The organism is Cupriavidus sp. 05T42, assembly GCF_056396345.1.
Window position 1 is genome coordinate 378,591 of sequence record NZ_JBFTLH010000001.1, and the last position, 22,702, is coordinate 401,292.

The 22,702-nt window shown below is 68.9% G+C and carries 18 protein-coding genes, 1 tRNA gene and 1 riboswitch; of the genes, 12 read left to right on the plus strand and 7 right to left on the minus strand.

Translation table 11 applies throughout. The annotated features are described in order from the left end of the window. Positions 1-58 precede the first annotated feature (58 nt). Complete coding sequence (locus tag AC1EJR_RS01645; protein WP_441591308.1) at positions 59-4,417, plus strand: response regulator; 4,359 nt, start codon at positions 59-61, stop codon at positions 4,415-4,417. 251 nt (positions 4,418-4,668) lie between these two features. Here the strand turns inward: AC1EJR_RS01645 and AC1EJR_RS01650 are convergent, their stop codons facing one another. Continuing rightward, the gene (locus AC1EJR_RS01650) at positions 4,669-5,025 is read right to left on the minus strand and encodes a copper resistance protein CopQ (RefSeq protein ID WP_477113582.1); all 357 of its coding nucleotides are present in this window, start codon (positions 5,023-5,025) and stop codon (positions 4,669-4,671) included. Positions 5,026-5,454: 429 nt separating this feature from the next. Next, a complete protein-coding gene (locus tag AC1EJR_RS01655) occupies positions 5,455-6,171 on the minus strand; it encodes a DUF1956 domain-containing protein (RefSeq protein ID WP_477146842.1) in 717 nt (238 codons plus the stop codon). A 113-nt stretch (positions 6,172-6,284) separates the two neighbouring features. Here AC1EJR_RS01655 and AC1EJR_RS01660 point away from each other — a divergent pair, with 113 nt between their 5' ends. The 5 genes from AC1EJR_RS01660 to AC1EJR_RS01680 all read left to right on the plus strand — a co-directional run bounded on the left by AC1EJR_RS01660 (position 6,285) and on the right by AC1EJR_RS01680 (position 13,256). Next, entirely contained in the window at positions 6,285-7,442 is a 1,158-nt protein-coding gene (locus tag AC1EJR_RS01660; protein ID WP_092293662.1) for an HlyD family secretion protein, read from the plus strand. After that, positions 7,435-9,042: an MDR family MFS transporter gene (locus AC1EJR_RS01665; protein ID WP_454758058.1), complete on the plus strand. Its 1,608-nt coding sequence runs from the start codon at positions 7,435-7,437 to the stop codon at positions 9,040-9,042. The genes AC1EJR_RS01660 and AC1EJR_RS01665 overlap by 8 nt, the downstream gene beginning before the upstream one ends. 25 nt (positions 9,043-9,067) lie before the next feature. Beyond that, on the plus strand, positions 9,068-10,516 hold the full coding sequence (locus AC1EJR_RS01670; RefSeq protein WP_477113583.1) for an efflux transporter outer membrane subunit: 1,449 nt from the start codon (positions 9,068-9,070) through the stop codon (positions 10,514-10,516). A gap of 181 nt (positions 10,517-10,697) precedes the next feature. Further along, positions 10,698-11,528, plus strand: coding sequence for a mechanosensitive ion channel domain-containing protein (locus AC1EJR_RS01675; protein ID WP_477146843.1), 831 nt, complete (start codon positions 10,698-10,700; stop codon positions 11,526-11,528). A 99-nt stretch (positions 11,529-11,627) separates the two neighbouring features. Then, a complete protein-coding gene (locus AC1EJR_RS01680) occupies positions 11,628-13,256 on the plus strand; it encodes a phospholipase D family protein (RefSeq protein WP_477146861.1) in 1,629 nt (542 codons plus the stop codon). Here the strand turns inward: AC1EJR_RS01680 and AC1EJR_RS01685 are convergent. Then, positions 13,251-13,661: a hypothetical protein gene (locus AC1EJR_RS01685; RefSeq protein WP_092293654.1), complete on the minus strand. Its 411-nt coding sequence runs from the start codon at positions 13,659-13,661 to the stop codon at positions 13,251-13,253. The two genes, AC1EJR_RS01680 and AC1EJR_RS01685, sit on opposite strands and share 6 nt — an antisense overlap. A 187-nt stretch (positions 13,662-13,848) precedes the next feature. Between AC1EJR_RS01685 and AC1EJR_RS01690 the strand changes: the two genes are divergently transcribed. Then, entirely contained in the window at positions 13,849-14,139 is a 291-nt protein-coding gene (locus tag AC1EJR_RS01690) for a DUF2917 domain-containing protein (RefSeq protein WP_255370774.1), read from the plus strand. Here AC1EJR_RS01690 and AC1EJR_RS01695 read toward each other — a convergent pair. Next, complete coding sequence (locus AC1EJR_RS01695) at positions 14,098-15,048, minus strand: LysR substrate-binding domain-containing protein (protein WP_092294343.1); 951 nt, start codon at positions 15,046-15,048, stop codon at positions 14,098-14,100. The genes AC1EJR_RS01690 and AC1EJR_RS01695 overlap by 42 nt on opposite strands. A 159-nt stretch (positions 15,049-15,207) precedes the next feature. Between AC1EJR_RS01695 and AC1EJR_RS01700 the strand changes: the two genes are divergently transcribed. The 4 genes from AC1EJR_RS01700 to AC1EJR_RS01715 all read left to right on the plus strand — a co-directional run bounded on the left by AC1EJR_RS01700 (position 15,208) and on the right by AC1EJR_RS01715 (position 18,893). Further along, positions 15,208-16,479, plus strand: coding sequence for an MFS transporter (locus tag AC1EJR_RS01700; RefSeq protein ID WP_477113584.1), 1,272 nt, complete (start codon positions 15,208-15,210; stop codon positions 16,477-16,479). A gap of 46 nt (positions 16,480-16,525) precedes the next feature. After that, the gene (locus AC1EJR_RS01705; RefSeq protein WP_092293648.1) at positions 16,526-17,059 is read left to right on the plus strand and encodes a hypothetical protein; all 534 of its coding nucleotides are present in this window, start codon (positions 16,526-16,528) and stop codon (positions 17,057-17,059) included. A gap of 96 nt (positions 17,060-17,155) precedes the next feature. Next, positions 17,156-18,748 carry a histidine kinase N-terminal 7TM domain-containing protein gene (locus AC1EJR_RS01710; protein WP_477113585.1) on the plus strand — a complete coding sequence of 531 codons (1,593 nt, stop codon included), beginning with the start codon at positions 17,156-17,158 and terminating at the stop codon, positions 18,746-18,748. Positions 18,749-18,806: 58 nt separating this feature from the next. Beyond that, positions 18,807-18,893: transfer RNA gene (locus AC1EJR_RS01715), tRNA-Leu, on the plus strand. Positions 18,894-18,995: 102 nt separating this feature from the next. Here the strand turns inward: AC1EJR_RS01715 and AC1EJR_RS01720 are convergent. From AC1EJR_RS01720 to AC1EJR_RS01730, 3 genes are all read right to left on the minus strand, one after another. Next, complete coding sequence (locus tag AC1EJR_RS01720; RefSeq protein ID WP_477113586.1) at positions 18,996-20,297, minus strand: D-amino acid dehydrogenase; 1,302 nt, start codon at positions 20,295-20,297, stop codon at positions 18,996-18,998. Positions 20,298-20,460: 163 nt separating this feature from the next. Continuing rightward, a riboswitch (glycine riboswitch) is annotated at positions 20,461-20,559 on the minus strand. 75 nt (positions 20,560-20,634) lie between these two features. Then, the gene (locus AC1EJR_RS01725) at positions 20,635-21,186 is read right to left on the minus strand and encodes a cytochrome b/b6 domain-containing protein (protein WP_477146844.1); all 552 of its coding nucleotides are present in this window, start codon (positions 21,184-21,186) and stop codon (positions 20,635-20,637) included. Between the two features lie 2 nt (positions 21,187-21,188). Continuing rightward, entirely contained in the window at positions 21,189-21,455 is a 267-nt protein-coding gene (locus AC1EJR_RS01730; RefSeq protein ID WP_092293641.1) for a PepSY domain-containing protein, read from the minus strand. 219 nt (positions 21,456-21,674) lie between these two features. Here AC1EJR_RS01730 and AC1EJR_RS01735 point away from each other — a divergent pair, with 219 nt between their 5' ends. Next, complete coding sequence (locus AC1EJR_RS01735) at positions 21,675-22,685, plus strand: LysR family transcriptional regulator (protein WP_092293639.1); 1,011 nt, start codon at positions 21,675-21,677, stop codon at positions 22,683-22,685. The last annotated feature ends 17 nt before the right edge of the window (positions 22,686-22,702 follow it).

The following is a 22,702-nucleotide window of genomic DNA, read 5'->3' on the forward strand; positions in this document are numbered from 1 at the left end:
CATGCGGCGCATGCCGAGAAAGTGAAGAAAAAGATACATGCCGGAATCCGGAGGTTCCATGAAGAACACGGTGGGCAATGTGCCGCCGCTGCATGCCGAGGGCATCGCCCCTGCCTTCCTCGCGGGTGGCGGGGAGATGGGCGCACTGATCCGCGACTTCGACTGGTCGCGCACGCCGCTGGGCACGCCCGAGACGTGGCCGCAAAGCCTGAAGACGGCCATCCGCATCATGCTGACGTCCCGCCAGCCGATCTGGGTGGGCTGGGGCGCCGATCTGCGCTTCTTCTATAACGACCCGTACAAGGCGATCATCGGCGGCAAGCATCCGGCGTCGCTGGGCGAGCCGACCGAGCGCGTCTGGAGCGAGATCTGGCACGAGATCGGGCCGATGCTGACCACGGCCATGGAGGGCAGCGAGGGCAGCTTCGTCGAGCAGAAGCTGCTCATCATGGAGCGCAACGGCTACCCGGAGGAGACCTACTACACCTTCTCCTACAGCCCTGTGCCCGACGACCACGGCGGMACGGGCGGCATCATCTGCGCCAACAGCGACGACACCGAGCGCGTGGTGGCCGAGCGCCAGCTGAAGCTGCTGCGCGAACTGGCCTCGTCGGCCACCAATGCCCGTTCCTGGGACGAAGCCTGCGCGCTGAGCCTGCGCGCGCTGGGCGCCAATCCCTATGACATTCCCTTCGCGCTGCTCTATCTGGGCGAGCGCGGCGCCGGCACGGCCACGCTGTGCGGCCACCATGGCATCGAGGTGGGCCACCCGGCCGCGCCGGCCGAGATCCGCACCGGCGGCGGCCCCTGGCCGTTTGCCGAGGTGCTGGCGCAGGGCGAAGTGATGCTGGTGGAAGACCTGTCCACGCGCTTCGGGGGGGCGACGCTGCCCGGCGGCGCCTGGCAGTTCACGCCGCGCCACGCGGCCGTGGTGCCGGTCACGCCTTCGGGCGAGACCACGCGCAGCGGCGTGCTGGTGGTGGGCCTGAACCCGTGCCGGCTGTTTGGCGACCGCTACCGCGCCTTCCTCGACCTCGTGGCGGGCCAGATCGGCCAGGCCATCAGCTACGCGCACGCCTACGAGGAAGAGCGCCGCCGCGCCGAGGCGCTGGCCGAGATCGATCGCGCCAAGACCACCTTCTTCTCGAATATCAGCCATGAGTTCCGCACGCCGCTGACGCTGATGCTCGGGCCGCTCGAGGAACTGCTGAACCGTGCGGACGAGACCGCCGGCCCTGACGACGCCGATCGCCAGTTGGTGGAGATCACCCACCGCAACGGCCTGCGGCTGCTGAAGCTGGTCAATGCGCTGCTCGATTTCTCGCGGATCGAGGCCGGCCGGGTGCAGAAGCATCCCCAGCCCACCGACCTGCCCGCGTTCACGGCCGAACTGGCCTCGCTGTTCCGCTCGGCCATCGAGGGCGCCGGCCTGCAGCTGGTGGTGGAATGCGCGCCGCTGGGCTTCCCGGTGGCGGTGGACCGCGACATGTGGGAGACCATCGTCCTGAACCTGCTCTCCAACGCGTTCAAGTTCACCTACACCGGGGCGATTGCGGTGGCGGTGCGCGAGGCGGAGGACGGCGGCGTGGAACTGAGCATCCGCGACACCGGCATCGGCATTGCGGGGGATGAACTGCCCCGGCTGTTCGAGCGTTTCCACCGGGTGTCCGGCGCCGTGGGCCGGTCGATCGAGGGCAGCGGCATCGGCCTGGCGCTGGTACTGGAACTGGTGCGCCTGCACGACGGCGTGATCCGCGTGGAAAGCGAGGTGGGCGAAGGCACGCGCTTCGTGGTCACCCTGCCGCGCACGGCCCGGGCGGCCGCGCCGCAGCCCGCCGCGCCCGGGGCTGCGTCAAACCTGTCGACCCACGCCAGCCAGCAGGCGCTGGCCTACGTGGAAGCCGCGCGGCGCTGGACCCCCGAGGCGGAGGTGATGCCGGCTGCGGCGCTCGCCATGCTCACCCCCCCGCAGGAAGCGGTGCCCGGCGCGGTGCGCGGACATGTGATGATCGTCGATGACAACGCCGACCTGCGCGAATACATGCGCCGCATCCTGGGCGGGGCCGGCCACACGGTGGAGGTGGCCGCCGATGGCCAGGAGGCGCTGGACATGGCCCGCACGCGCGCGCCGGACCTGATCGTCTCGGACGTGATGATGCCGCGCCTGGACGGCTTCGGCCTGGTGCAGGCCGTGCGCGCCGACGCGGCGCTGCGCGAGACCCCCGTGGTGCTGCTCTCCGCCCGCGCGGGCGAGGAAGCGCGCGTCAGCGGCCTGGCCACCGGCGCGGACGACTACCTGACCAAGCCGTTCACCTCGCGCGAGTTGCTGGCGCGTGTGGCCAGCAATCTCCAGTTGTCGCACCTGCGCCGCACCACCGAACGCCGCCTGCGCGAGGAAATCGCCATGCGCACCCGGGCGCAGGAGGCGCTGCGCGAGCTGAACGACTCGCTCGAACGCCGCGTAGCGGAGACCGTGGCAGACCGGGACCGCCTCTGGGAACTGAGCGAAGACCTGTTGATGGTGGCCAGCTTCGACGGCGTGCTGGAGCGCTTCAGCCCGTCCTGGCGGCGCACGCTCGGCTATGCGGATAGCGCGCTGCTGGGCCGCTCGTGCATGGCTTTCGTGCACCCGGACGACCTCGTGGCCGTGACCGAGCAGATGATCGCGCTGCGCCACGATGGCACGGCGGTGCGCTACGAATGCCGCATGGCGCGGGCCGATGGCGGGCTGCGCTGGGTGGCGTGGACGCTCACGGTGGACCCCGCCACGGGCCGCATCCACGGCGTGGGCCGCGACGTCACCAGCGACAAGGAAGCGGCCGAGGCGCTGCGCCATGCCGACGAGGCGCTGCGCATGGCGCAGAAGATGGAAGCCATCGGCAAGCTGACCGGCGGCGTGGCGCACGACTTCAACAACCTGCTCCAGGTGATTGGCGGCAACCTGCAACTGCTGGCGCGCGATGTGTCCGGCAACGAGCGCCCCGAGGCACGCGTGCGCAACGCGCTGGCCGGGGTGGCGCGCGGGGCCAAGCTGGCGTCCCAACTGCTGGCCTTCGGCCGGCGCCAGCCGCTGGCGCCGAAGGTGGTGAACCTGGGCCGCTTTATCCGCGGGCTGGACGACATGCTGCGGCGGGCGCTCGGCGATGGCATCGAGATCGAGACCGTGGTGGCGGGCGGCCTGTGGAATACGCTGGTGGACCCGTTCCAGGTGGAAAACGCGCTGCTAAACCTGGCGATCAACGCGCGGGACGCGATGAGCGGCCACGGCCGGCTGACCATCGAGGCCGGCAACGCGGTGCTTGACGATGACTACGCGCGCCGCAATGCCGACGTGGCGCGCGGCCAGTATGTGATGGTGGCGGTGACCGATACCGGCACGGGCATGTCGCCCGAGATCCAGGCGCAGGTGTTCGAGCCGTTCTTCACCACCAAGCCCGAGGGGCAGGGCACCGGGCTGGGCCTGAGCATGGTGTACGGCTTCGTCAGGCAGTCCGGCGGGCATGTGAAGATCTACAGCGAGTCGGGGCAGGGCACCACGGTGCGGCTTTACCTGCCGCGCGTGCGCGAGGAGGAAGACCTCGAGACCGATGTCGAGGCCGGCCCGGCGGGCGGCGGCACGGAGACCGTGCTGGTGGTGGAGGATGACGAGGACGTCCGCGCGACCGTGGTGGAGATGCTGGCCAGCCTGGGCTACCGCGTGCTGAAGGCGCGCGACGCGCTGAGCGCGCTGGCCATCGTCGAAAGCGGCGTGCCGGTGGACCTGCTGTTCAGCGACGTGGTCATGCCCGGCCCGCTGCGCAGCACGGAAATGGCGCGCAAGGTGCGCGAGCGGCTGCCCGGCATCGCGGTGCTGTTCACCTCGGGCTATACGGACAACGCCATCGTCCACAGCGGGCGGCTCGACGAGGGCATCGAACTGCTCAGCAAGCCGTACACGCGCGAAGCGCTCGCGCGCAAGGTGCGCCACGTGCTGGTGAGCGGCGGGGCCGAACTGGGGCCGGCGCCGGCGGAGGCACTGGGTTCGCCGGAACTGGCGATGCCGGAGATGCCACCCGTGGTGCAACTGGCACCGCAACGCATCCTCTTCGTCGAGGACGACGCGCTGGTGCGCGCCAGCACCGCGGAGCTGATGCGGACGTTCGGACTAAGTGTGGTGGAAGCGAGCACCGATGCCGAAGCGATGGCCGTGCTGCGCGAAGGGCCGGTCGATGTGCTGCTGACCGATGTGGGCCTGTCCGGCGCCTCGGGCGTGGACCTGGCGATGGATGCCTGCCGGCTGCAACCGGCGCTGCGGGTGATCTTCGTGAGCGGCTACGACGTGGTGCTCACGCCCGTGCAGCGTGCCGCCTTGCCAAACGCGGTCACGCTGCGCAAGCCCTACGCGCTGCCGGCATTTCTCGGCGTCTTGCAGGGCTGATGCCTTTTTCCCCTCTCTCAGAGGGAGAGGGGAGCAAATCACGCTGGCGCTCAGATCAGCGTCTGCGCGACCACGGCGGCGGCGGAACCGCTCGCCACGACGACGGCCACCCAGCCGCCCACGAGTACTGCACTGTTACGGAAAGTCATGATGGACTCCAGGAATGACAACCCGGAGCCCGCCTCGGGGAGCCCCGAGGCTACTGCTCCGTTTGTCTGACGTACTTCCAATCCGCCGTCATCGGGCGGGACTCAGGCGTTGGCGCCTTCGGTGAACGGGTCGAACTTGCCTTGGCGGGCGCCATCCAGGTACGGATCAGCGGTGCGGGCCGGGCTGGCCGAGACACCGGTACGATCCAGGCCGGCAACGGTGCGGGCACCGTCGGTGAACGGGTCAGCCTTGCCAACGCGGGCACCATCGACATACGGGTTACGCGGTTCGTTCACGCCGCTGGCGCGGGCGCCATCGGTGAAGGCGTTGCGGGCGTCGTTCACGCGGTAGCTGTAACCGTAGACTTCGCCGGTCTTGTTGGCGGGAGCGGCTTGCGCAGCGCCAGTGACGAAGGCGGCGGCGAGGGCGGCGGCGGGAAGGATGGTCTTGGCGTTCATGGTGTGGCTCCTTGTCTTCGTTTGGGCCGGGCGATCTCGGTTGGAGGTGGATCGCGGGGCCGTCGGTGCTGCGTTGTTTTGCTGCGTTGTGGCGGGGCTTTTTCTTTGCTGCTATCTACTGGTAGGTAGAGGATCAGGGGTAAAAAAAAGACCGCCTTCCGGTACTGATTGACTACTTGTACTGCGTGGACCGGGACTGCATCGCGGGGCTTGTTTCTGTTTGCCGGGTGATGCAGCGCTGTCCATGGCTCGAATATTATCTACTACTAGATAGACAAGCAAGGACTTTTTGCGCCGCGCCATCGTATTTCCTTCGAAAAGTGGGCGATTTGCCCCGGCAGGCTGGATGGTGTGACGACCTAAGTCATTGATTTTTATACATAACMATAAAGGTTCCGTCCTGCCACGTCGAGGATTAGAGTAAACGCTCTAGCCTCGTAGATCCTTTGCATTGCGCTGCGCAACGAGCGCTTCGAGCAACGTTTGCGTCTGCTCGCGGATCACTTCCTGCACCCGGGCGGTCTCGGCTTCACCAAAGGACTCCCAGTGCAGCGCCTTGAGCACGTGGCGGCRCATGACCTTGAAGGCCGCCACCTGGCTGTCGATGGCGATGGTGCGGATGCGCGTCGCCTCGTCCGTGGCCGGCTGACCGGTCAGGCGCCCGATCACCTGCGACGTCACCGCGAAAATGCGGCGGTTGATGCCCGCGTCGATGCGCTCGAACGCGGCCGGCGGCCCGAGCCCGGCGCGCTCGCGCGCCATGAACTGGCGCCAGTGGTCGGTGTCCGGGCATTCAAGCAGGAAGGTGGTGAAGCGCAGTTGCAGGCCCAGGTAGGCATCGATCAACTCGGCGTCGGTGGCGTCCGGACGGGCCACGACGGCCTCGGCGGCGATCACCACATCGGCCAGCAGGCCCCAGGCGCGGTCCACGAAGTAGTCGATGCACGCCAGGTACACGCCTTCCTTATTGTCGAAGTAGTACTGGAGCGCGGGCGCGTTGACCCCGGCCTCGCGGGCGATGTCGCGCGTGGAGGCCCCGTCGAAACCGTGCGCGCCAAAGAGCCGCAGCGCGGCGTCGATGATCCGCGCGCGCGTTTCCTCGCCGCGCTGGTAGCCGCCTTCGGTTGCGGGCTTGTGTCGGGCCATGTTGCGTTTTCCTCAGTCCGTGGGCAGGCAGAAATATATCAGTTGACACATTTATTCCAAGTGGAATAATTGCGCGATCGCCCTCAATAGTGCTGTCGAAGCCCCGCGCCCCCATGTCCGCCCCCCAATCTTCTGCCGCCGCCCATCCGGCTGCCGGCCTCCCTGCATCCACTGGATCTTCCACGCGCAAGCCGCGTGCCGTCTCCCGCCGCCGCACCGTGCTGCTCGCCCTGGGCGCGCTCGCGCTGCTGGCCGCCGTGGTGTTCGGTGTGCGCTGGTGGCTGGTAGGCCGCTTTATCGAAAGCACCGACGATGCCTACCTCCAGGCGGACAGCGTGACGGTGGCGCCGAAGGTGAGCGGCTACGTGGCCGAAGTCTTCGTGCGCGACAACCAGCAGGTCATCGCCGGCCAGGCGCTGGTGCGGCTGGACAATCGCCAGTACCAGGCTGCCTTCGATGAGGCGCAGGCCACCGTGGCCTCGCGCCAGGCGGACGTGGCGCGGGCCGAGGCCGACCTCGCCCAGCAGAAGGCCCGCATCGCCCAGGCCGGCGCCGAGGTGGAAGGCGCGCGCGCCAACGCCCGCTACGCCGCCTCGCAGGTGGAGCGCTACGCGCCGCTGGTGAAGTCCGGTGCCGAGACCGAGGAACGCACCGCCGAACTGCGCAACGCCCAGACCCGCGCCGGTACCACGCTGGCTGCCAACGAGGCCGCGCTGCGCGTGGAGCAGAGCCAGGTGGTGACGCTGCAGGCGCGGCTCCAGCAGGCGCAGGCGCAACTGGAGGTGGGACAGGCCAGCGCGCGGCAGGCCCGGCTCGACCTGGACGACACCGTGGTTCGCGCCACCAACGCCGGCCGCGTGGCCGACAAGGGCGTGCGCGTGGGCCAGTTCGCCCAGCCCGGCACCCGCCTGCTGACCGTGGTGCCGGTGCAGGACCTCTACCTGACCGCCAATTTCAAGGAAACGCAGGTCGGGCGCATGCGTCCCGGCCAGCGCGTGACGCTGCATGTGGATGCGCTGCCCGGTGAAGACCTCCACGGCGTGGTGGACAGCCTCTCGCCCGGCACCGGCTCGCAGTTCGCGCTGCTGCCGGCGCAGAACGCCACCGGCAACTTCACCAAGATCGTCCAGCGCGTGCCGGTGCGGATTCATGTCGATGTGACGCCGGAGGCGCGCGCGGTGCTGATGCCGGGCCTCTCCGTGGTGGTGGATGTCGATACGCGCGACATGCATCCGGTGCAAGCCCGCGCCGGCGAGGCCCGCCATGGCTGAAGCGGCGCTCCCCGCCGGGGCTGCCCCCGCCACGCCACCGAACGACAAGCCCGCCAACGCCACCGCCGCCGACTGGATCGCCGTGGCCGCCGGCTCGCTCGGCGCACTGCTGGCCACGCTCGACATCTCCATCACCAACTCGGCGCTGCCCCAGATCCAGGGCCAGATCGGCGCGGCCGGCACCGAGGGCACGTGGGTCTCCACCGGCTACCTGATGGCCGAGATCGTCATCATCCCGCTCACCGCGTGGCTGACGCGGGTGTTCGGGCTGCGCCGCTTCCTGATGTGGAACGCGCTGCTGTTCACGGCGTTCTCGATGATGTGCGGCCTGTCCCATTCGCTGCCGGAGATGGTCATCGGCCGGATCGGGCAGGGCTTTGCCGGCGGGGCGATGATCCCCACCGCGCAGACCATCGTCCGCACCCGGCTGCCGCGCCACCAGATGCCGATCGGCATGTCGATGTTCGGCCTGATCGTGCTGCTCGGGCCGCTGCTGGGCCCCGTGGTGGGCGGCTGGCTGGCCGAGAACGTGAACTGGCGCTGGTGCTTCTTCCTGAACCTGCCGGTGACCGCCGTGCTGGTGCCGCTGCTGTACTTCGGGCTCAAGCAGGAACGCGCGGACCTGTCGGCCTTCATCAAGGCGGACTGGCTCGGCATTATCGGGCTGGCCATCGGCCTCAGTTCGCTGACCGTGGTGCTTGAGGAGGGCCAGCGCGAGCAGTGGTTCGAGTCGGCGACTATCGTCTACCTCTCCGCGCTGTCGGCCATCGGGCTGGGGATGATGTTCGTMGCCCAGTTCACGGCCAAGACGCCCATCGTGCGGCTGCGCCTGCTGCTGAACAAGAATTACGCGAGCGTGATTCTGATCGTCTCGGTGGTCGGGGCGGGGCTGTACGGCGTGTCCTACCTGCTGCCGCAGTTCCTGGCGACGATTGCCGGCTACAACGCCGAGCAGGCCGGCGGGATCATGCTGCTGTCCGGGCTGCCGGCGTTCCTGATGATGCCGGTGCTGCCGCGCCTGCTCGGCAAGGTGGACAGCCGCTGGCTGGTCATCACCGGGCTGGTGTGCTTCTTCGGCAGCTGCATGCTCGACATCAGCCTGACGACGGACAGCGTGGGGCATGACTTCACGCTGTCGCAGATCCTGCGCGGCTTCGGGCAGATTTTGGCGATGATGCCGCTGAATCAGGCGTCGATGGCGGCCGTGGCCACCCATGAGGCCGGCGACGCCGCCGGGCTCTACAACATGGCCCGCAACCTGGGCGGCTCGATCGGGCTGGCGCTGCTCGGCACGCTGATCGACCGCCGCAACGCCTACCACGACGCGGTGATCCGCGAATCGGTCACGGCCAATAGTTCGATCGGGCAGGAGCATATGTCCTCCAGCATCGCCAGCTTCGTGGCGCAGGGCGGCGACTACGCCCACGCCAGCCTGCAGGCCGTGGCGCAGTTGTCCGGCGAGATCGCCCGGCAGGCTGCGGTGATGACGTTCTCGGAAACCTTCTATGCCCTCGGGCTGGCGCTGCTGTGCTGCGTGCCGCTGGCGCTGCTGCTGAAGGCGCCTCGTCCGGGCGCAGCCCCGGTCGAAGCCGGTCACTAAATCGATAAATAAAGCGGTACCTAATATGTACGCACCCCTTCGCGCCGCCCGGCCGGCGCTGATTCTCCTTGTTGCCGCCCTGGCCGCCGCCGGCTGCACCGTGGGCCCCGACTACCGCACCGCCCCGGAAGTGGCCGGCAATGCGGTGGCGGCCGGCACCTTCCCGCACGCACCGAAACTGGCCGAGGCTCGCCAGCCTGACGTGGCCGACTGGTGGCGCGCGCTGGGCGACCCGCTGCTGGCCAACCTGATCGAAACCGCGCTGCGTGACAGCCCGGACATCCGCGCCTCGCGCGCCCGCGTGCGGCAAGCCCGCGCCGGGCTGGCCGGCAATCGCGCCAACCTGATGCCGAAGGTGAACGCCAGCGCCGCCATGCTGCGCACGCGCGAGCCGGACCTCGCCTCGTTCGGCGGGGAAGGTGGGGGTGGCGGCGGCCGGGGGCCGCTGTCGCTCTATATCGCCGGGTTCGATGCCAGTTGGGAACTCGACCTGTTCGGCGGCACGCGCCGCGCCATTGAAGCGGCATCCGCCGAGGCCGAGGCCGCCGATGCCGAACTGGCCGACGCCCACGTGCAACTGGCCGCCGAAGTGGCGCAGGCCTACGTCACGCTGCGCGAGCAGCAAGCCAGCGTGGCCCACCTGCGCGCGTCGGAGACGCTGGAAGCCGACATGCTCGACCTGACCCGCCAGCGCCGCGCGCGCGGCGTGGCCTCCGAACTGGAAGTGGAACGGCTGCTGACGCAGCTGGAAAACACCCGCGCCCGCATCGCCCCGGTGGAGGCGGGTTTGATCGAATCGTTCGATCAACTTGCACTGCTGACCGGCCGCCCGCCCGGCACGCTCGACACCGCGCTGGGTCCCTCGCGCGACCTGCCGGTGCTGCCCGAGACCGTGGCCGTGGGCGATCCCGCCACGCTGCTCAAGGCCCGGCCGGACATCCGCGTGGCCGAACGCCGGCTGGCCTCGCGTACGGCGCAGATCGGCGAGCGCAAGGCGGACTGGTTCCCGAAGGTATCGCTGCTGGGCTCGCTCGGCTTCAGTGCGATGGACCCCGGCCACCTCGTCCGCAAGGAGAACGGCACGTGGCTGACGCTGCCGCGCCTGCAATGGAACATCCTCGATTTTGGCCGGGTGGCGGCGAGTGTCGATAACGCCGAGGCCGGCCGGGACGAGGCCGAGGCCAGCTACGAAAGCGTGGTGCTCAAGGCGCTGCGCGATGCCGACGTGGCGCTCTCCCGCTACGGGCACCAGCGCGACAACGTGGTGGTGCTGCGCCGCGTGGAGGCGTCCGCCGAGCGCGCCTCCACGCTCCAGCAGCAGCGCTACCGGGCGGGCACCGCCAGCATGCTCGAATGGCTGGACGTGGAGCGCACCCGCGTGGTGGGCCAGCAGGACCGGATTTCGGGCGATGCCAACCTGCTCAAGGACTACGTCTCGCTGCAGAAGGCGCTCGGACTGGGCTGGCGCACCTAAGAAAACGCCTACACGCAAACCAGACGCCGACCCCTGTCGGCGCCATCGCGCGCCCGGCACAGTGGCGTGTGGATAGAATCCGGGTGGGCGGCATCGGCATCGGATTAGCTGGCGCCGCCCCCGCGCCGCGGTTTGCAACAATGTGTTACAGACCCCATCGGCGCGTGCCCCGGACGCCCCCATGCACTTCAACGCCAACGACAGTCTCCTGATCAACGTGGTTGCCAGCATGGTGGTGGTCCTGGCCGGCACGCTGGTGGTCAAGCTGATCAACCGCTTCTTCTCGGGGCGGCTGCAGGCGGACAACCGGGGCGCCTATCGCGCCTGGACCGTGGCGTCGCGCAACGTGGTGGCGGCGGTGATGTTCCTGCTGTTGCTCGGCATCTGGGTGTCGGAGCTGAAGAGCGTGGCCATTTCGCTGGCGGCGTTCGCGGCGGCCCTGATCCTGGTCGGCAAGGAACTGGTGATGTGTTTCCTGGGCGCGTTCATGCGAATGATCACGCGCCCCTACCAGCTGGGCGATCTGGTCGAGATCGGGCCGTTCGGCGGGGAGGTCATCGACATGGATGTCATGTCGACCACGCTGGTGGAGGTGGCGCCCACGCGCCAGTACACGGGTTTCACGGTGCAGGTGCCGAACAGCCTGCTGATGACCACGGCCGTGCGCAACCATTCGCAGGCCGGCAAGTACACGCTGGACATGGTGCGCATTCCGCTGGCGGTGGGCATGGACCCGGACGTGGTGGAGGCGCAGCTGCTGGCCGTGGCGCGCCAGGCGTGCGAGCCGTTCATGGAAGAGGCCGKCCGCACGCTGCGCCGCTACGGCGACATGCGCTTCGTGGACCTGTCGCAGTTCGAGCCGCGCGTGCTGTTCGATCCCGTGGACGCGGAGCGGGTGGACGCCATCGTACGGTTCCCGGTGCCCGTGAGCGCGCGCCTGCCGGTGGCCCAGCAGATCGTGCGCGGCTACTACCGCGCGTGCACCCTCCCGCAGGCGGAGGCGGCGGTATAAGGTGGAAGGAAGATGAAAAGGGATCGGACGCAGAGCCGATCCCGCAATGCAGCAAGATGGCCTGACGGGGATCTTCTAGGAGAGCGGACCATGGCGCCGATGCTGAGGCTCTGGATGGACGGGGTGGGCGGGCCGGACTGGACCGGCTGGCGGCGCGGCCGCTCGCTGGTGGCGCTGCTGCTGGCCTCGTTCTGCCTGGCCGTGCTGGCCGGCTGCGCGAGCCTGCCTGCCAATGCCGGCCGCACCCCCAGCTACGCGGCCAAGGACACCAGCGGCACGCTGCTGGCCCGCACCCTGGCGCCCCGGCTGGCGCAGAACCCCGGAAAGTCGGTCTTCTACCCGCTCGGCGCCGGGCCGGACGCGCTGGCCGCCCGCATGGCGCTGGCGCGAGCCGCCCAGAAGACGCTGGACATCCAGTACTACATCTTCGACATCGACCAAACCGGCAGCGTGCTGATGGGCGACCTGATCGACGCGGCCGACCGGGGCGTGCGCGTGCGCATCCTGATGGATGACATCCACACCGAKAAGCAGGACAAGACCTGGGCGGCGGTCGATTCCCATCCCAATATCGAAGTGCGCATCTTCAACCCGTTCGCCAGCCGCCGCGCGCGCTGGTTCGAACTGGCGTTTGATTTCGGCCGGCTTAACCGCCGCATGCACAACAAGCAGATGACGGTGGATAACCTCGTCACCATCGTCGGCGGGCGCAATATCGGCGACGCCTATTTCTCGGCCAAGCCGGACATGGATTTCAGCGATCTGGACGTGATGGTGGCCGGCCCCGCCGTGCCGGCCGCGAGCGCCGTGTTCGACGAATACTGGAACAGCGAGAGCGCCTACCCGGTGGCCACGCTGGTGCCCGAGGGCAAGGAGGCGCCGGACGAGTTGCGGGCCTTCCGCAAGGCCATCGAGGCGCGCGGAGACCAGGTGCGCGCCAGCGAGTTCGTGCAGGAGCTGCTCGACTCGGGGCTGGTGCGCGGCATCGAGCTGGGCCATCTGCCCGGCTACTGGGGCGGAGCGCGCGTCATCTCGGACAAGGCCGAGAAGGTGGAGGAAGACCCCGACGACCCCACCTCCCACGCCATTCCGCAGTTGCGCGCGATGATGGAAAAGGCGGAGCGCGAGCTGGTGCTGGTGTCGCCCTATTTCGTGCCCGACGACGAGAACATGGCCTGGCTGGCCGGCATCGCCAAGCGGGGGGTGAAGATCCGCGTGCTGACCAACTCGTTCGCCGCCACGGACGTGGCCGCCGTGCACGCCGGCTACGCGCCGCGGCGCAAGGCGCTGCTGCGGGCCGGCATCGACCTCTATGAACTGAAGCCCACCGCCAACGCCGAACTGGCGCGCAGCCAKGCGCGCAAGAGCCGGATGTTCGCCTCCAGCCGCGCCAGCCTGCACGCCAAGACCTATGTGGTGGACCGGCGGCTGCTGTTCATCGGCTCCCTGAACCTGGATCCGCGCTCGATCAAGCTCAATACGGAGATGGGCGTGGTGCTGGACAGCCCCGCGCTGGCCGAACGGCTGGTCAAGAGCATGGATGACGGACTGCTCGACATCGCCTACAAGGTGGAACTGCGCAAGAGCGAGGGCGGCGGGGAGTCCATGACCTGGACCACGCGCGAGAAGGGGCAGCTCTCCACCGTGGACAGCGAGCCCGGCATGAGCGTGTGGCAGCACATGGGCATCGGCATCCTGCGCGTGCTGCCGGTGGAGGATCAGCTATAGGGCTAGGGTGGGATCGGCGCCGGGCGGCTCGGCGGACTGGAGCAGGTGCTCCTGCAGCCGCGACAGTTCCGGGGCGATGCCGCCCGGAAAGCCTTGCCGGCCCCCGCGCTTGTCGATCAGCAGGTCGGCCAGGAAGAGCGTGACCGGGGTGGGGTAGCCCTGCTGGCCAGCCAGCGCGGCAAGCTGGTTGGCGATGCGCGGATAGGTGTGGAACAGCTCGAAGGGGCGCACCTCGCGCGGTAGTTGCGCGAGCCACTTCAGCGCGGCGGGCGTCAGCGCCTGCGTGGCCGGGTCCGGCGGCTGGCGGGCGTCGCGCCAGTCCACGGTGCCGGTAGTCGGCACCTCGCCGTCGAGAATCTTCCTGGCTTCCTCGACGGTGACAAATTCGAACGAAATCGGGTCCATGGCAATCGGTGGCAAGACGGCGCGGAATGCGCGCCGACACCGCATTCTATCGGCATCTCCAGCCGGAAGTTGACAGCCGGTGCGCGAAAGTCAGCGTAAAAGTCGGCGCGAAAGTCATGCCAGCGCGCCGCAACCCTCATGGCACCGGCCCGGCCGGTCGGCGACGATAAAAGCGTTGCCGGAGCCCATGATGACCTACACCCTGATGATCGAGAATGACTGCCTGCCCATGGCCTTGCGCGCCGGGGCCGAACTGGCCTGCGCCGGGGGCACGCTGTGGCTGACGCTGGAAGGTGCCCGGCCGCGGCGCTCGCCCGATATCGTGCTGACGGCTGGCCAGCGGCACCGCGTGACCGAGGACGCCACCTATTTCCTGACCGCGCTGGGCCATGGCGCCGTGACCGTGTGCCGGGTCATCGCCCCGCCTGCCCCGCCGCTACGGGCCCGGTGGCGCTGGCACAGCCTGCCGCTGCGCTGAGGCGGGCGCCACCCGGGCCGCCTCGGCGCGAATCCAGGCGGCCACGCGCGCCACGTCTTCGCGTGGGTGGTCGGTGGCGTGGATCAGCCAGAAGGCGTTGGGGCTGGCCAGCGCGGCGCCGGGCATATCGACGACCGCCAGTTGCCCGCCCGCGATCAGCGGCTGGATCAGTTCCAGCCGCCCGAGCGCCACGCCCTGGCCGGCCAGCGCCGCGTGAATCATCTGGTCATATTGGTTGAATCGCAGGATGCCGCGCCGGCTGGCCTGCCGGTAGCCGTGCGCGCCGAGCCAGCTGCGCCAGTGCAGCCACGGGCGCGGGTCATCGAATTCCAGCAGGGGCAACTGGGCGAGGTCTTCCACGGCGGTCAGCCGGTGCGCGCCGAGCGAGGGATGGGCGACCGGGGCGATGGTCTCGTCGAACAGGCGGATCGCGTCCGCCGCGGCGTCGGCCTCGCGGCAATAGCGGATGGCGAGGTCGATGCCGTCCGCGCGCAGGTCGCTGATCTGGTTGCTGGCGGAGAGCCGCACGTCCAACTGCGGATGGGCGCGCTGCAGGCTGCCCAGGCGCGGCAGCAGCCACAGCCCCGCCACGCCGATGCTGGCCGTCACGGTCACCGGCTGGCGGCCATCGCGCTTGCGCAGTTCGCCGGCCACGTCCTGGAGTTGCTGCACCGCGCCATCTGCGCTGCGGAACAGCCGCTCGCCTTCGGGCGTGAAGGCCACGCCGCGATGCTGGCGCACGAACAGCCGAACCTGGAGGTGGTCTTCCAGCGCGCGGATCTGCCGGCTGACGGCGGACTGCGTCAGGCACAGGTCGTCCGCTGCCTGGGTGATGCTCATGCGCCGGCCCACGGCCACGAAGCCCTTGAGCAGATCGAGCGGGAACAGCCGGGCGAGCGGGACGGACATGGCGGGATGGGTGGGGAAGGTGTTGGGATTAAAGCACGGCTCGGCCCCCGCTGCCATGACCACCACGCATGGCAGGAGGGCGGAAATGTCGCTTGAGCCTGCGCCCCCGATCGCCTGAAATAGAGCGATCTCCCAACCCGATCGTCCCATCCTCCCGACATGACCCAACGCCCCGCCTCCCATGCCGCCGGCGCATTGCCGACCGGTTCGCCACCCTGGTGGCGCACCGCCTGGTTCCTGCTGCTGGCCGGCGGGCTGGTGATGGGGCTGGCGCTCGGTGCGCGCCACGTGCAGGGCCTGTTCATGCTGCCGATCATCACGGACCGGGGCTGGACGCGCGAGACCTTCGCCTTCGCCATGGCCGTGCAGAACCTGACCTGGGGGCTGGCCCAGCCGTTCACGGGCATGGTGGCGGACCGCTTCGGCTCCGCCCGGGTGATGCTGGCCGGGCTGGCGCTGTACGCGGTCGGCCTGTTCCTGATGGCACAGGCGGCCACGCCGGCGGCCTTCGTCTGGTCGGCGGGGCTGTGCGTGGGCGTGGCGCTGTCCGGCACCACCTTCGGCGTGGTCTACGGCGCCTTGAGCCGGATGATCGCGCCGGCGCAGCGCAGCCGGGCGCTGGGGCTCGCCGGAGCGATGGGTGGCATCGGCCAGTTCCTGCTGGTGCCGGGCGCGCAGGCGATGATCCTCCAGGCCGGCTGGCGCGGCGCGCTGGTGATCCTGGCCGTGACCGCCGCCGCCATGCTCCCGCTGGCGCTGCCATTCCAGGATCGGACGCACCCCGCCAGCGGTGCCGGTGCCGGGGGCGCCCAGCCGCCGCTGCTCGGGGCGGTGCGCGAGGCCTTCCGCCATTCGGGCTTCTGGCTGCTCAACCTCGGCTTCCTCGCATGTGGCTTTCAGTTGGCTTTTATCGCCAATCACCTGCCGGCCTACCTGCGGGACAAGGGCATGCAGCCGTCCGAAGGCATGGCGGCGCTGGCGATCATCGCGCTGGCCAATATCGCCGGGACGTACTGGTTCGGCGTGCTGGGCGGGCGGCATTCGCGCAAGTATCTGCTGGCCGGTATCTATTTAGTACGAACGGCGGCGATGGCGCTGTTCGTGCTGCTGCCCCTCAGCGCCGCCACGCTTTACGGGTTTGCGGCGGTGATGGGCTTCCTCTGGCTCGGCACCGTGCCGCTGACCAGCGGCATCGTCTCGCAGGTCTTCGGCGTGCGCTACATCACCACGCTGTTCGGCTTCGTGTTCTTCGGCCATCAGCTTGGCTCGTTCCTCGGGGTCTGGCTGGGCGGGGTGGTGTTCGAGGCCACGCGCTCCTACGACCTGGTGTGGATGGGGGCGATGGCGCTCGGGGTGGTAGCCGCCGCGCTGCACTGGCCGATCGACGACCGGGAGATCGTCCGCGCGGGCTGGCCGCAGCCGCAACGCTGAGTTCGGCCGGCTGGGCTATGCTTGGCATGGACTCTGGAGACATGCCATGCCCAACCCGATTTCCGGGCGCGCCGTCCGCGTCGCCCTCCTTGCCGCCCTGGCCGCCGTGGTCCTCGGCGGCTGCGCCACGCTCCAGCCGGTGCAGACCGCCCAGTCGATGCTCGGCAGCCCGCAAAGCTCGGTACGCGAGACATTCGGCAACCCGACCGAGACCTACCAACTGGCCGACGGCACCCAGCGCTGGATCTATTCCAAGCAGCCCTACGGCTTCGAGGTCTACGCGGCCGACTTCGACGCCGCCGGCAAGCTGGCCGGCTTCCGCCAGACCCTGACCGAGAAGGAGATCTACGAGGCGCGCCCCGGGGTCTGGACCAAGCGCGACATCGCCGAGCGCTTCGGCCTCCCGCGCGAGCCGGTGCAGTACTTCGCCCTGATGAAGCGCGAGGCATGGAGCTATCGGATGTACATGGCCGGCAACCTGCCGGCGCACTTCAGCGTCTATTTCGATGACGCCGGCGTGCTGGACCGCACCATGATCATCATGGACTCGCGCGGCGGGGACCGCAGCCGCTCCAAGTAAGTGAGGGCGATGGGGTGGCGCCCCGGCTAGCCCCTATAATGGGGCGCCTCCGCCATGTCGGGCGCGGCGGCTATTATCAGGTTCCCCGCCGTTCTCATGCCCTCGTACCCTCTTGTCCTTTGCCTGACCATAGCCGTGGTGTGCAGCGTGGGCATGGTTATCGCCACCTGGCCGCGCCGCGACGATCCCACGATCAAGGCTTTCCTCGTGCTGGCCGGCGGCGTGGCCATCTGGAGCGGCGGCCGGCTGCTCGAAGTCAGCTCGACCGATCTGGACGGGCGCATCTTCTGGGCCAAGGCCCAGTACGCGGGCATCGTGATGGTGCCCATCGGCTGGCTGGTGGCGATGATCCACCTGAGCCGGCCGCGCTACGTGGTGCCGTGGTCGCGCCTGTGGCTGCCGGTGCTGGCCGCCGTGGCGTCGGTGGTGATGGTGCTGACCAACGAGCGGCATCACCTGATCTGGACGCGCATCGACCTGATGCCGGCCGGCGTCTCGCCGGGCGCGATCTTCCACCATGGCCCCGGCTACGTGGTGGTGGCGGCGTGGACCTACTTCATGCTGCTGCTAAGCCTGGTTTTCCTGCTCACGGCCGAGGTGCCCAATGCGGCGCTGACCCGGCGGGGCCGGGCCATCGTGGCCAGCAGCCTCACCTTGCCGCTGCTCACCCACATGGCCTACCTGCAGCGCTGGACCAGCCCGCTCGGCGGCGACCTGACCCCGGCCACGTTTTCCCTGATGACGGTGGTGGTCTGGATCTGTGCGCTGCGTACCCATCTGGACGACATCGGCCACTACGCGCGGCTGCGCGTGTTCGACACGATTGGCGACGGCTGCGTGATCGTCGACGCGAAGGGGCGGCTCGTCGAGTTCAACCCGGCCGCCCTGCGGCTGGTGCCCGACCTGCGCCGGGGGCAGCCGATGCCGGCCGTATGGGACGAGGCGCTGCGCCAGCCGCGCGAGGCGGGGGCCGACGTCGGCGCCATCCCCTACATTCCCCAGGGCGCGCACTACGAGGTGACGGCGGAGCCGGTGATGCGGCTGGACGGCAAGCGCATCGGCACGCTGGTCTTCATGCGCGACATCAGCCGCTACCAGTCGCGCGAACTGGCGCTGACGGCCCAGCTCGGCCAGACCGAGGCGAAGCTCTCGCGCGTGGAGGCGGACCTCGACATCGACGCGCTGACCGGCATCCCCAACCGGCGTTTCTTCCAGCGCGAGTCGCTGCTGGCCGTGACCCGGGCCTACGAGGCGGGCGAGCCGATCGGGCTGCTGATTCTCGACGTGGACCTTTTCAAGCAATACAACGACCTGTACGGCCACCCCTGCGGCGACGATTGCCTGCGCCGGGTGGCGACCGCGCTGACCAGCGTGCTGGTGGGCGAGCAGTTCTGCGCGCGGCTGGGCGGCGAGGAATTCGCGGTGGTGCTGCCGGACGCCTCGCAGGACGAGACGCGCAACGTGGCGCGCCGCATGGTGGCGGCGGTGCGCGACCTGGAGATCCCGCACAACGGCACGCCAGTGCAGCCCTTCGTCACGATTAGCGTGGGCGCGGCCTGTACGGTGCCGGACGCGCCACGGCTGGAGCCGCTGCTGCACCGCGCGGACAGCGCGATGTACCAGGCCAAGCGCGCCGGGCGCAATCGCTTCGTCCAGGACGGGAAGATCTACATGGGCCTGCAGGCATAGTGGCACGCGCCGGGGCTTGCAAAATCCGCAAGCTCCTGTAGAATGCGCCGCTCACCTTGCCCAGGTGGCGGAATTGGTAGACGCACTAGGTTCAGGTCCTAGCGGTGGCAACACTGTGGAGGTTCGAGTCCTCTCCTGGGCACCAAGATTGAAGAAAAAGGCCCCGCGCAAGCGGGGCCTTTTTCGTTGGCGCGATGGTTGCCGCCCCTCTCCCTCAGGGAGAGGGGCGGGGGAGAGGGCTGGCGGTTCAGGCAGCGATATCGCGTCCGGTCACGCCGGCCCTCTCCCCCAACCCCTCTCCCGCAAGCGGGAGAGGGGAGAAAGCACGCGGTACCGCCGCCAGCCGGATGACATCGCCCACCATCTCGGCCGTCACCGCCGACAACGTCCACCCCAGATGCCCGTGGCCCGTGTTGTAGAACACGTTGGCCTGCCGTCCGCGCCCCACGCGCGGCATCATGTTCGGCATCATCGGCCGCAGCCCTGCCCACGGCACCACGCTGCGCGTGCTCACGCCGGGGAAGCAGGTGTTGACCCAGTCGATCAGGGGCCGGATGCGGTCCGCGCGGATGTCGCGGTCGATGCCGTTGAACTCGGCCGTGCCGGCCACGCGGAAACGGTCCACGCCGAGCCGGCTGGTCACGAGCTTGGTCTCGTCGTCGAGCAGGCTGACCGTGGGCGCCGCAGCCTGGCTGGCGGCGTCGGGCAAGTTCACCGTGATCGAATAGCCCTTCACCGGGTAGATGTTCACGCGGTCGCCCAGTTGCGTGGCGAACTGCCGGCTGGCCACGCCGGCGCAGACCACTACGGCGTCGAAGGTTGTCGAACTTGTCTGATTACCGTCGCGGACGGTGATGGTGGCCGTGCGGCCGTCCGAGTTGACCGCCTGCACGTCCTGGCTGTAGCGCGTGACCACGCCCAGCCGCTGGGCCGCCGCGGCCAGGCCGGAGGTGAACTTGTGGATGTCGCCGGTGGCGTCGCTCTCGGTGTAGTAGCCGCCGTAGTACTGGCCGGCCAGCGTCGGCTCGATCGCGCGCATTTCCTCGGGTGTGACCGCGCGGCGCGGCAGGCCGCCCTCGGCCAGCAGCGTGGAGACCTCGCCGGCATGGTCGAAGCCGGCCTTGTCCCGGTAGATATGGAGGATGCCCTGCCGCTTGAGGTCGAAGTCGATGCCTTCCGCCTCGGCCCAGCCGAACAGGTGCGCGCGGGCGGCGATGGCCAGGCGGGCGGTCTCGATCGTGTTGGCCCGGTAGTGCGGCATGGCGGCGATGAACTCGGCGAACCAGCTCAGCTTATGCCAGGTGGGGCGGGGGTTCACGAGCAGCGGCGCGTCGTTGCGGAGCATCCACTTGATGCCCTTGACCAGCGTGGAGCGGTGGGTCCAGACCTCGGCGTTCGACGCGGAGAGCTGGCCGCCATTGGCGAACGAGGTTTCCATGGCGGCGTAGCGATGGCGCTCGAGCAGTGTGACCGCGAAACCACGTTTGGCGAGGGCGTAAGCGGTCGTCACGCCGGTGATGCCACCGCCGATGACAGCGATTGTCTTCATGTTGTCAGGTCTTCCAGGACGTCGTGGATGGGGGGTACGTGGCGCACCATGCGCGACGCACGCCCCCTCTGTCCTTGACCTGAGAGATTCACGATGCGCGCGGGCGCATCGCTTGCTCCTTCKGTACCGTCGGCTGACGCGAGCCGGGGTTCTTCAGAGTGCAATGGCGTTACCGGTCCTTTGGCCTGAGAGTTTCCGGGGCGGTTGCTCCTTCGGCGCCGGCCTGCCGGGCGGCAGGCACAGTCTCTCCCGATAACGCGGGTAAAACGGGTATGGCGGGTGATGCGGTATGACGGGGCTACTATGCCACGGGCGGCGCCGGCGCGGCAACCCCAGGTTAGTCGAGGTCGCGCGGCTTGCGGCCGGTGATCATCGCCCCGACCAGGTTTTCCTTGCCGGCCACGCTGGTAACGATGGCCACCAGCGCGTGCACCACCACCAGCCCGAGCAGCGTGTTGGAGAGCCAGCGATGGATGTCGATGGGCCAGTCCTCGCCCCAGAACGCGTCGAAGCGGGAGAGCCAGCCGGTAACGGCGAGCAGCAGGATCAGGGTCCACATCGCCAGCATCATCACCGCGCCGAGCGGGGTGTGGCTGATGAAGCGCGGCGTGCGGCGCCGGGCCATGGCCCGGGCATGGGCCAGCACGCCGGCGGGGCGCGGCAGCCAGGCGCGGAAGCGCGCGTGTTCGCTGCMGATGAAGCCCCAGAGAATGCGAAACAGCACAAGTCCGGCGGCCACGTAGCCCAGCACGCGGTGCATCTGGTCGCCGGAATCGTCGATGAGGTCGTAGCAGACGATGGCCGCCACGCTCCAGTGCGTGAGCCGCACCACCACGTCCCAGACGCGGAGCGTGGTGGTATTGCGCAGCTGGCCGGCCGGCACCGACATGCTTACTTCTCGATCTCGGACTTCACGATGTCGAGCGTCTTCGTGTCGAAGTAGATCTCGGCCTTCTTGCCGTCCTTGGTGGTGCCATAGATCTCGTAGCAGTTGCCGTCCACCTTGAACTTCTTGATGTTGTAGCCCTGGGCCGCGATCTTGGCCTTGGCGTCGGCCTCGGGCATCCATTCGGACTTCGGATGCTTGTCGCACTTGGCGCCCGCGAAGGCCCCCGTGGAAAACGCACCGGCGATGAGAAGTACGGCCACTTTCAGCATTGCAGCTCCCGCAAGAAGCCCCATCCGGGGCGGATGCCGGAATCGTACGCGGTAACAAGAACAATTCCCAATCAATGTTTTCCCGCACGATGACCTGCATCAAATGCCGTGCGCGCCGCCCGGCGCGGCGGCTATCGGCGTGAACGTCGGCAGCGGGATTGTCCGGGCTGTGGGACAATTCCGCCTCGCCCACAGGGCGTGGGTGACGAAGGTGTCTGCATGAAATCGATCGACTGGAAAGACTGGGAAATCTTCTGCCGCGTGGTGGAAGGGGGCGGCTTCACGCAGGGCGCCGAACTGGCGGAAGTGCCCAAGTCATCGGCCAGCGCGGCGGTTGCCCGGCTGGAAACCCAGCTTGGTGTGCGCCTGTTCGAGCGGACCACGCGGCGCGTGCGCGTGACCCAGCGCGGCCAGCAGCTCTATGACCGCGTGGCGCCCCTGTTTGGCGAGTTGCGCGAGATCAGCGCCGAGGCCGCCTCGGTGAGTGCCGAGGTCAGCGGCACGCTGCGCATCGCCACGCCTTACGAGGTGGGTTCGCAGCACCTGTCCGCCTCGCTCTCCAGGTTACTTAAGCTGCACCCGTCGCTGCATGTGGAACTGGACATGAGCTGGGACCAGCCCGACCTGATTCGCCACGGCTATGACCTCGCCTTCGTCATGACCGACACCAACCTCCACGACAGCTCGTTCGCGAGCAAGCGCGTGGTGCTGATCGAGCGTGCGTTCTATGCGGCGCCCGCGCTGATCCGCGAGCACGGCCTGCCGCGCGCGCCGCAGGACCTGAAGGGCTGGCCGACGCTCGGCAACCTCGACGATGTGCAATGGGAATTCCTGCGCGATGGGGTGGAAACCTTCGCCATGGACGTCTCGCCGCGCATCTCCACGCATAACGCTGAAGTCCGGCTCAAGGCCGCGCTGGATGGGCTGGGCGTGGCGCGCATGTCGCCCCGCTTCGTGCACGAGCATCTGGTGCACGGCCAACTGGTGCGCGTGCTGCCCGGCTATACGTCGTCGCCGCTGAAGGTGTACGTGCTGATGCCCGCGCGCAAGCTGATGCCGCCGAGCGTGCGGGCCTTCCTCACTGTGCTCGAGGAAACGCTGGGCGTGCCGGAGACCCGGCGCCCGGCACCGCGCGCCAAGGCGCTGGGGGGCACGGATGGATCGGACAGCGCCGACATCGCCGATACCCCGGACGGTGACGGCGGCGCGGTGGTGATCGGGCTCGACTGAGTTTCCAGGCGAGCCGG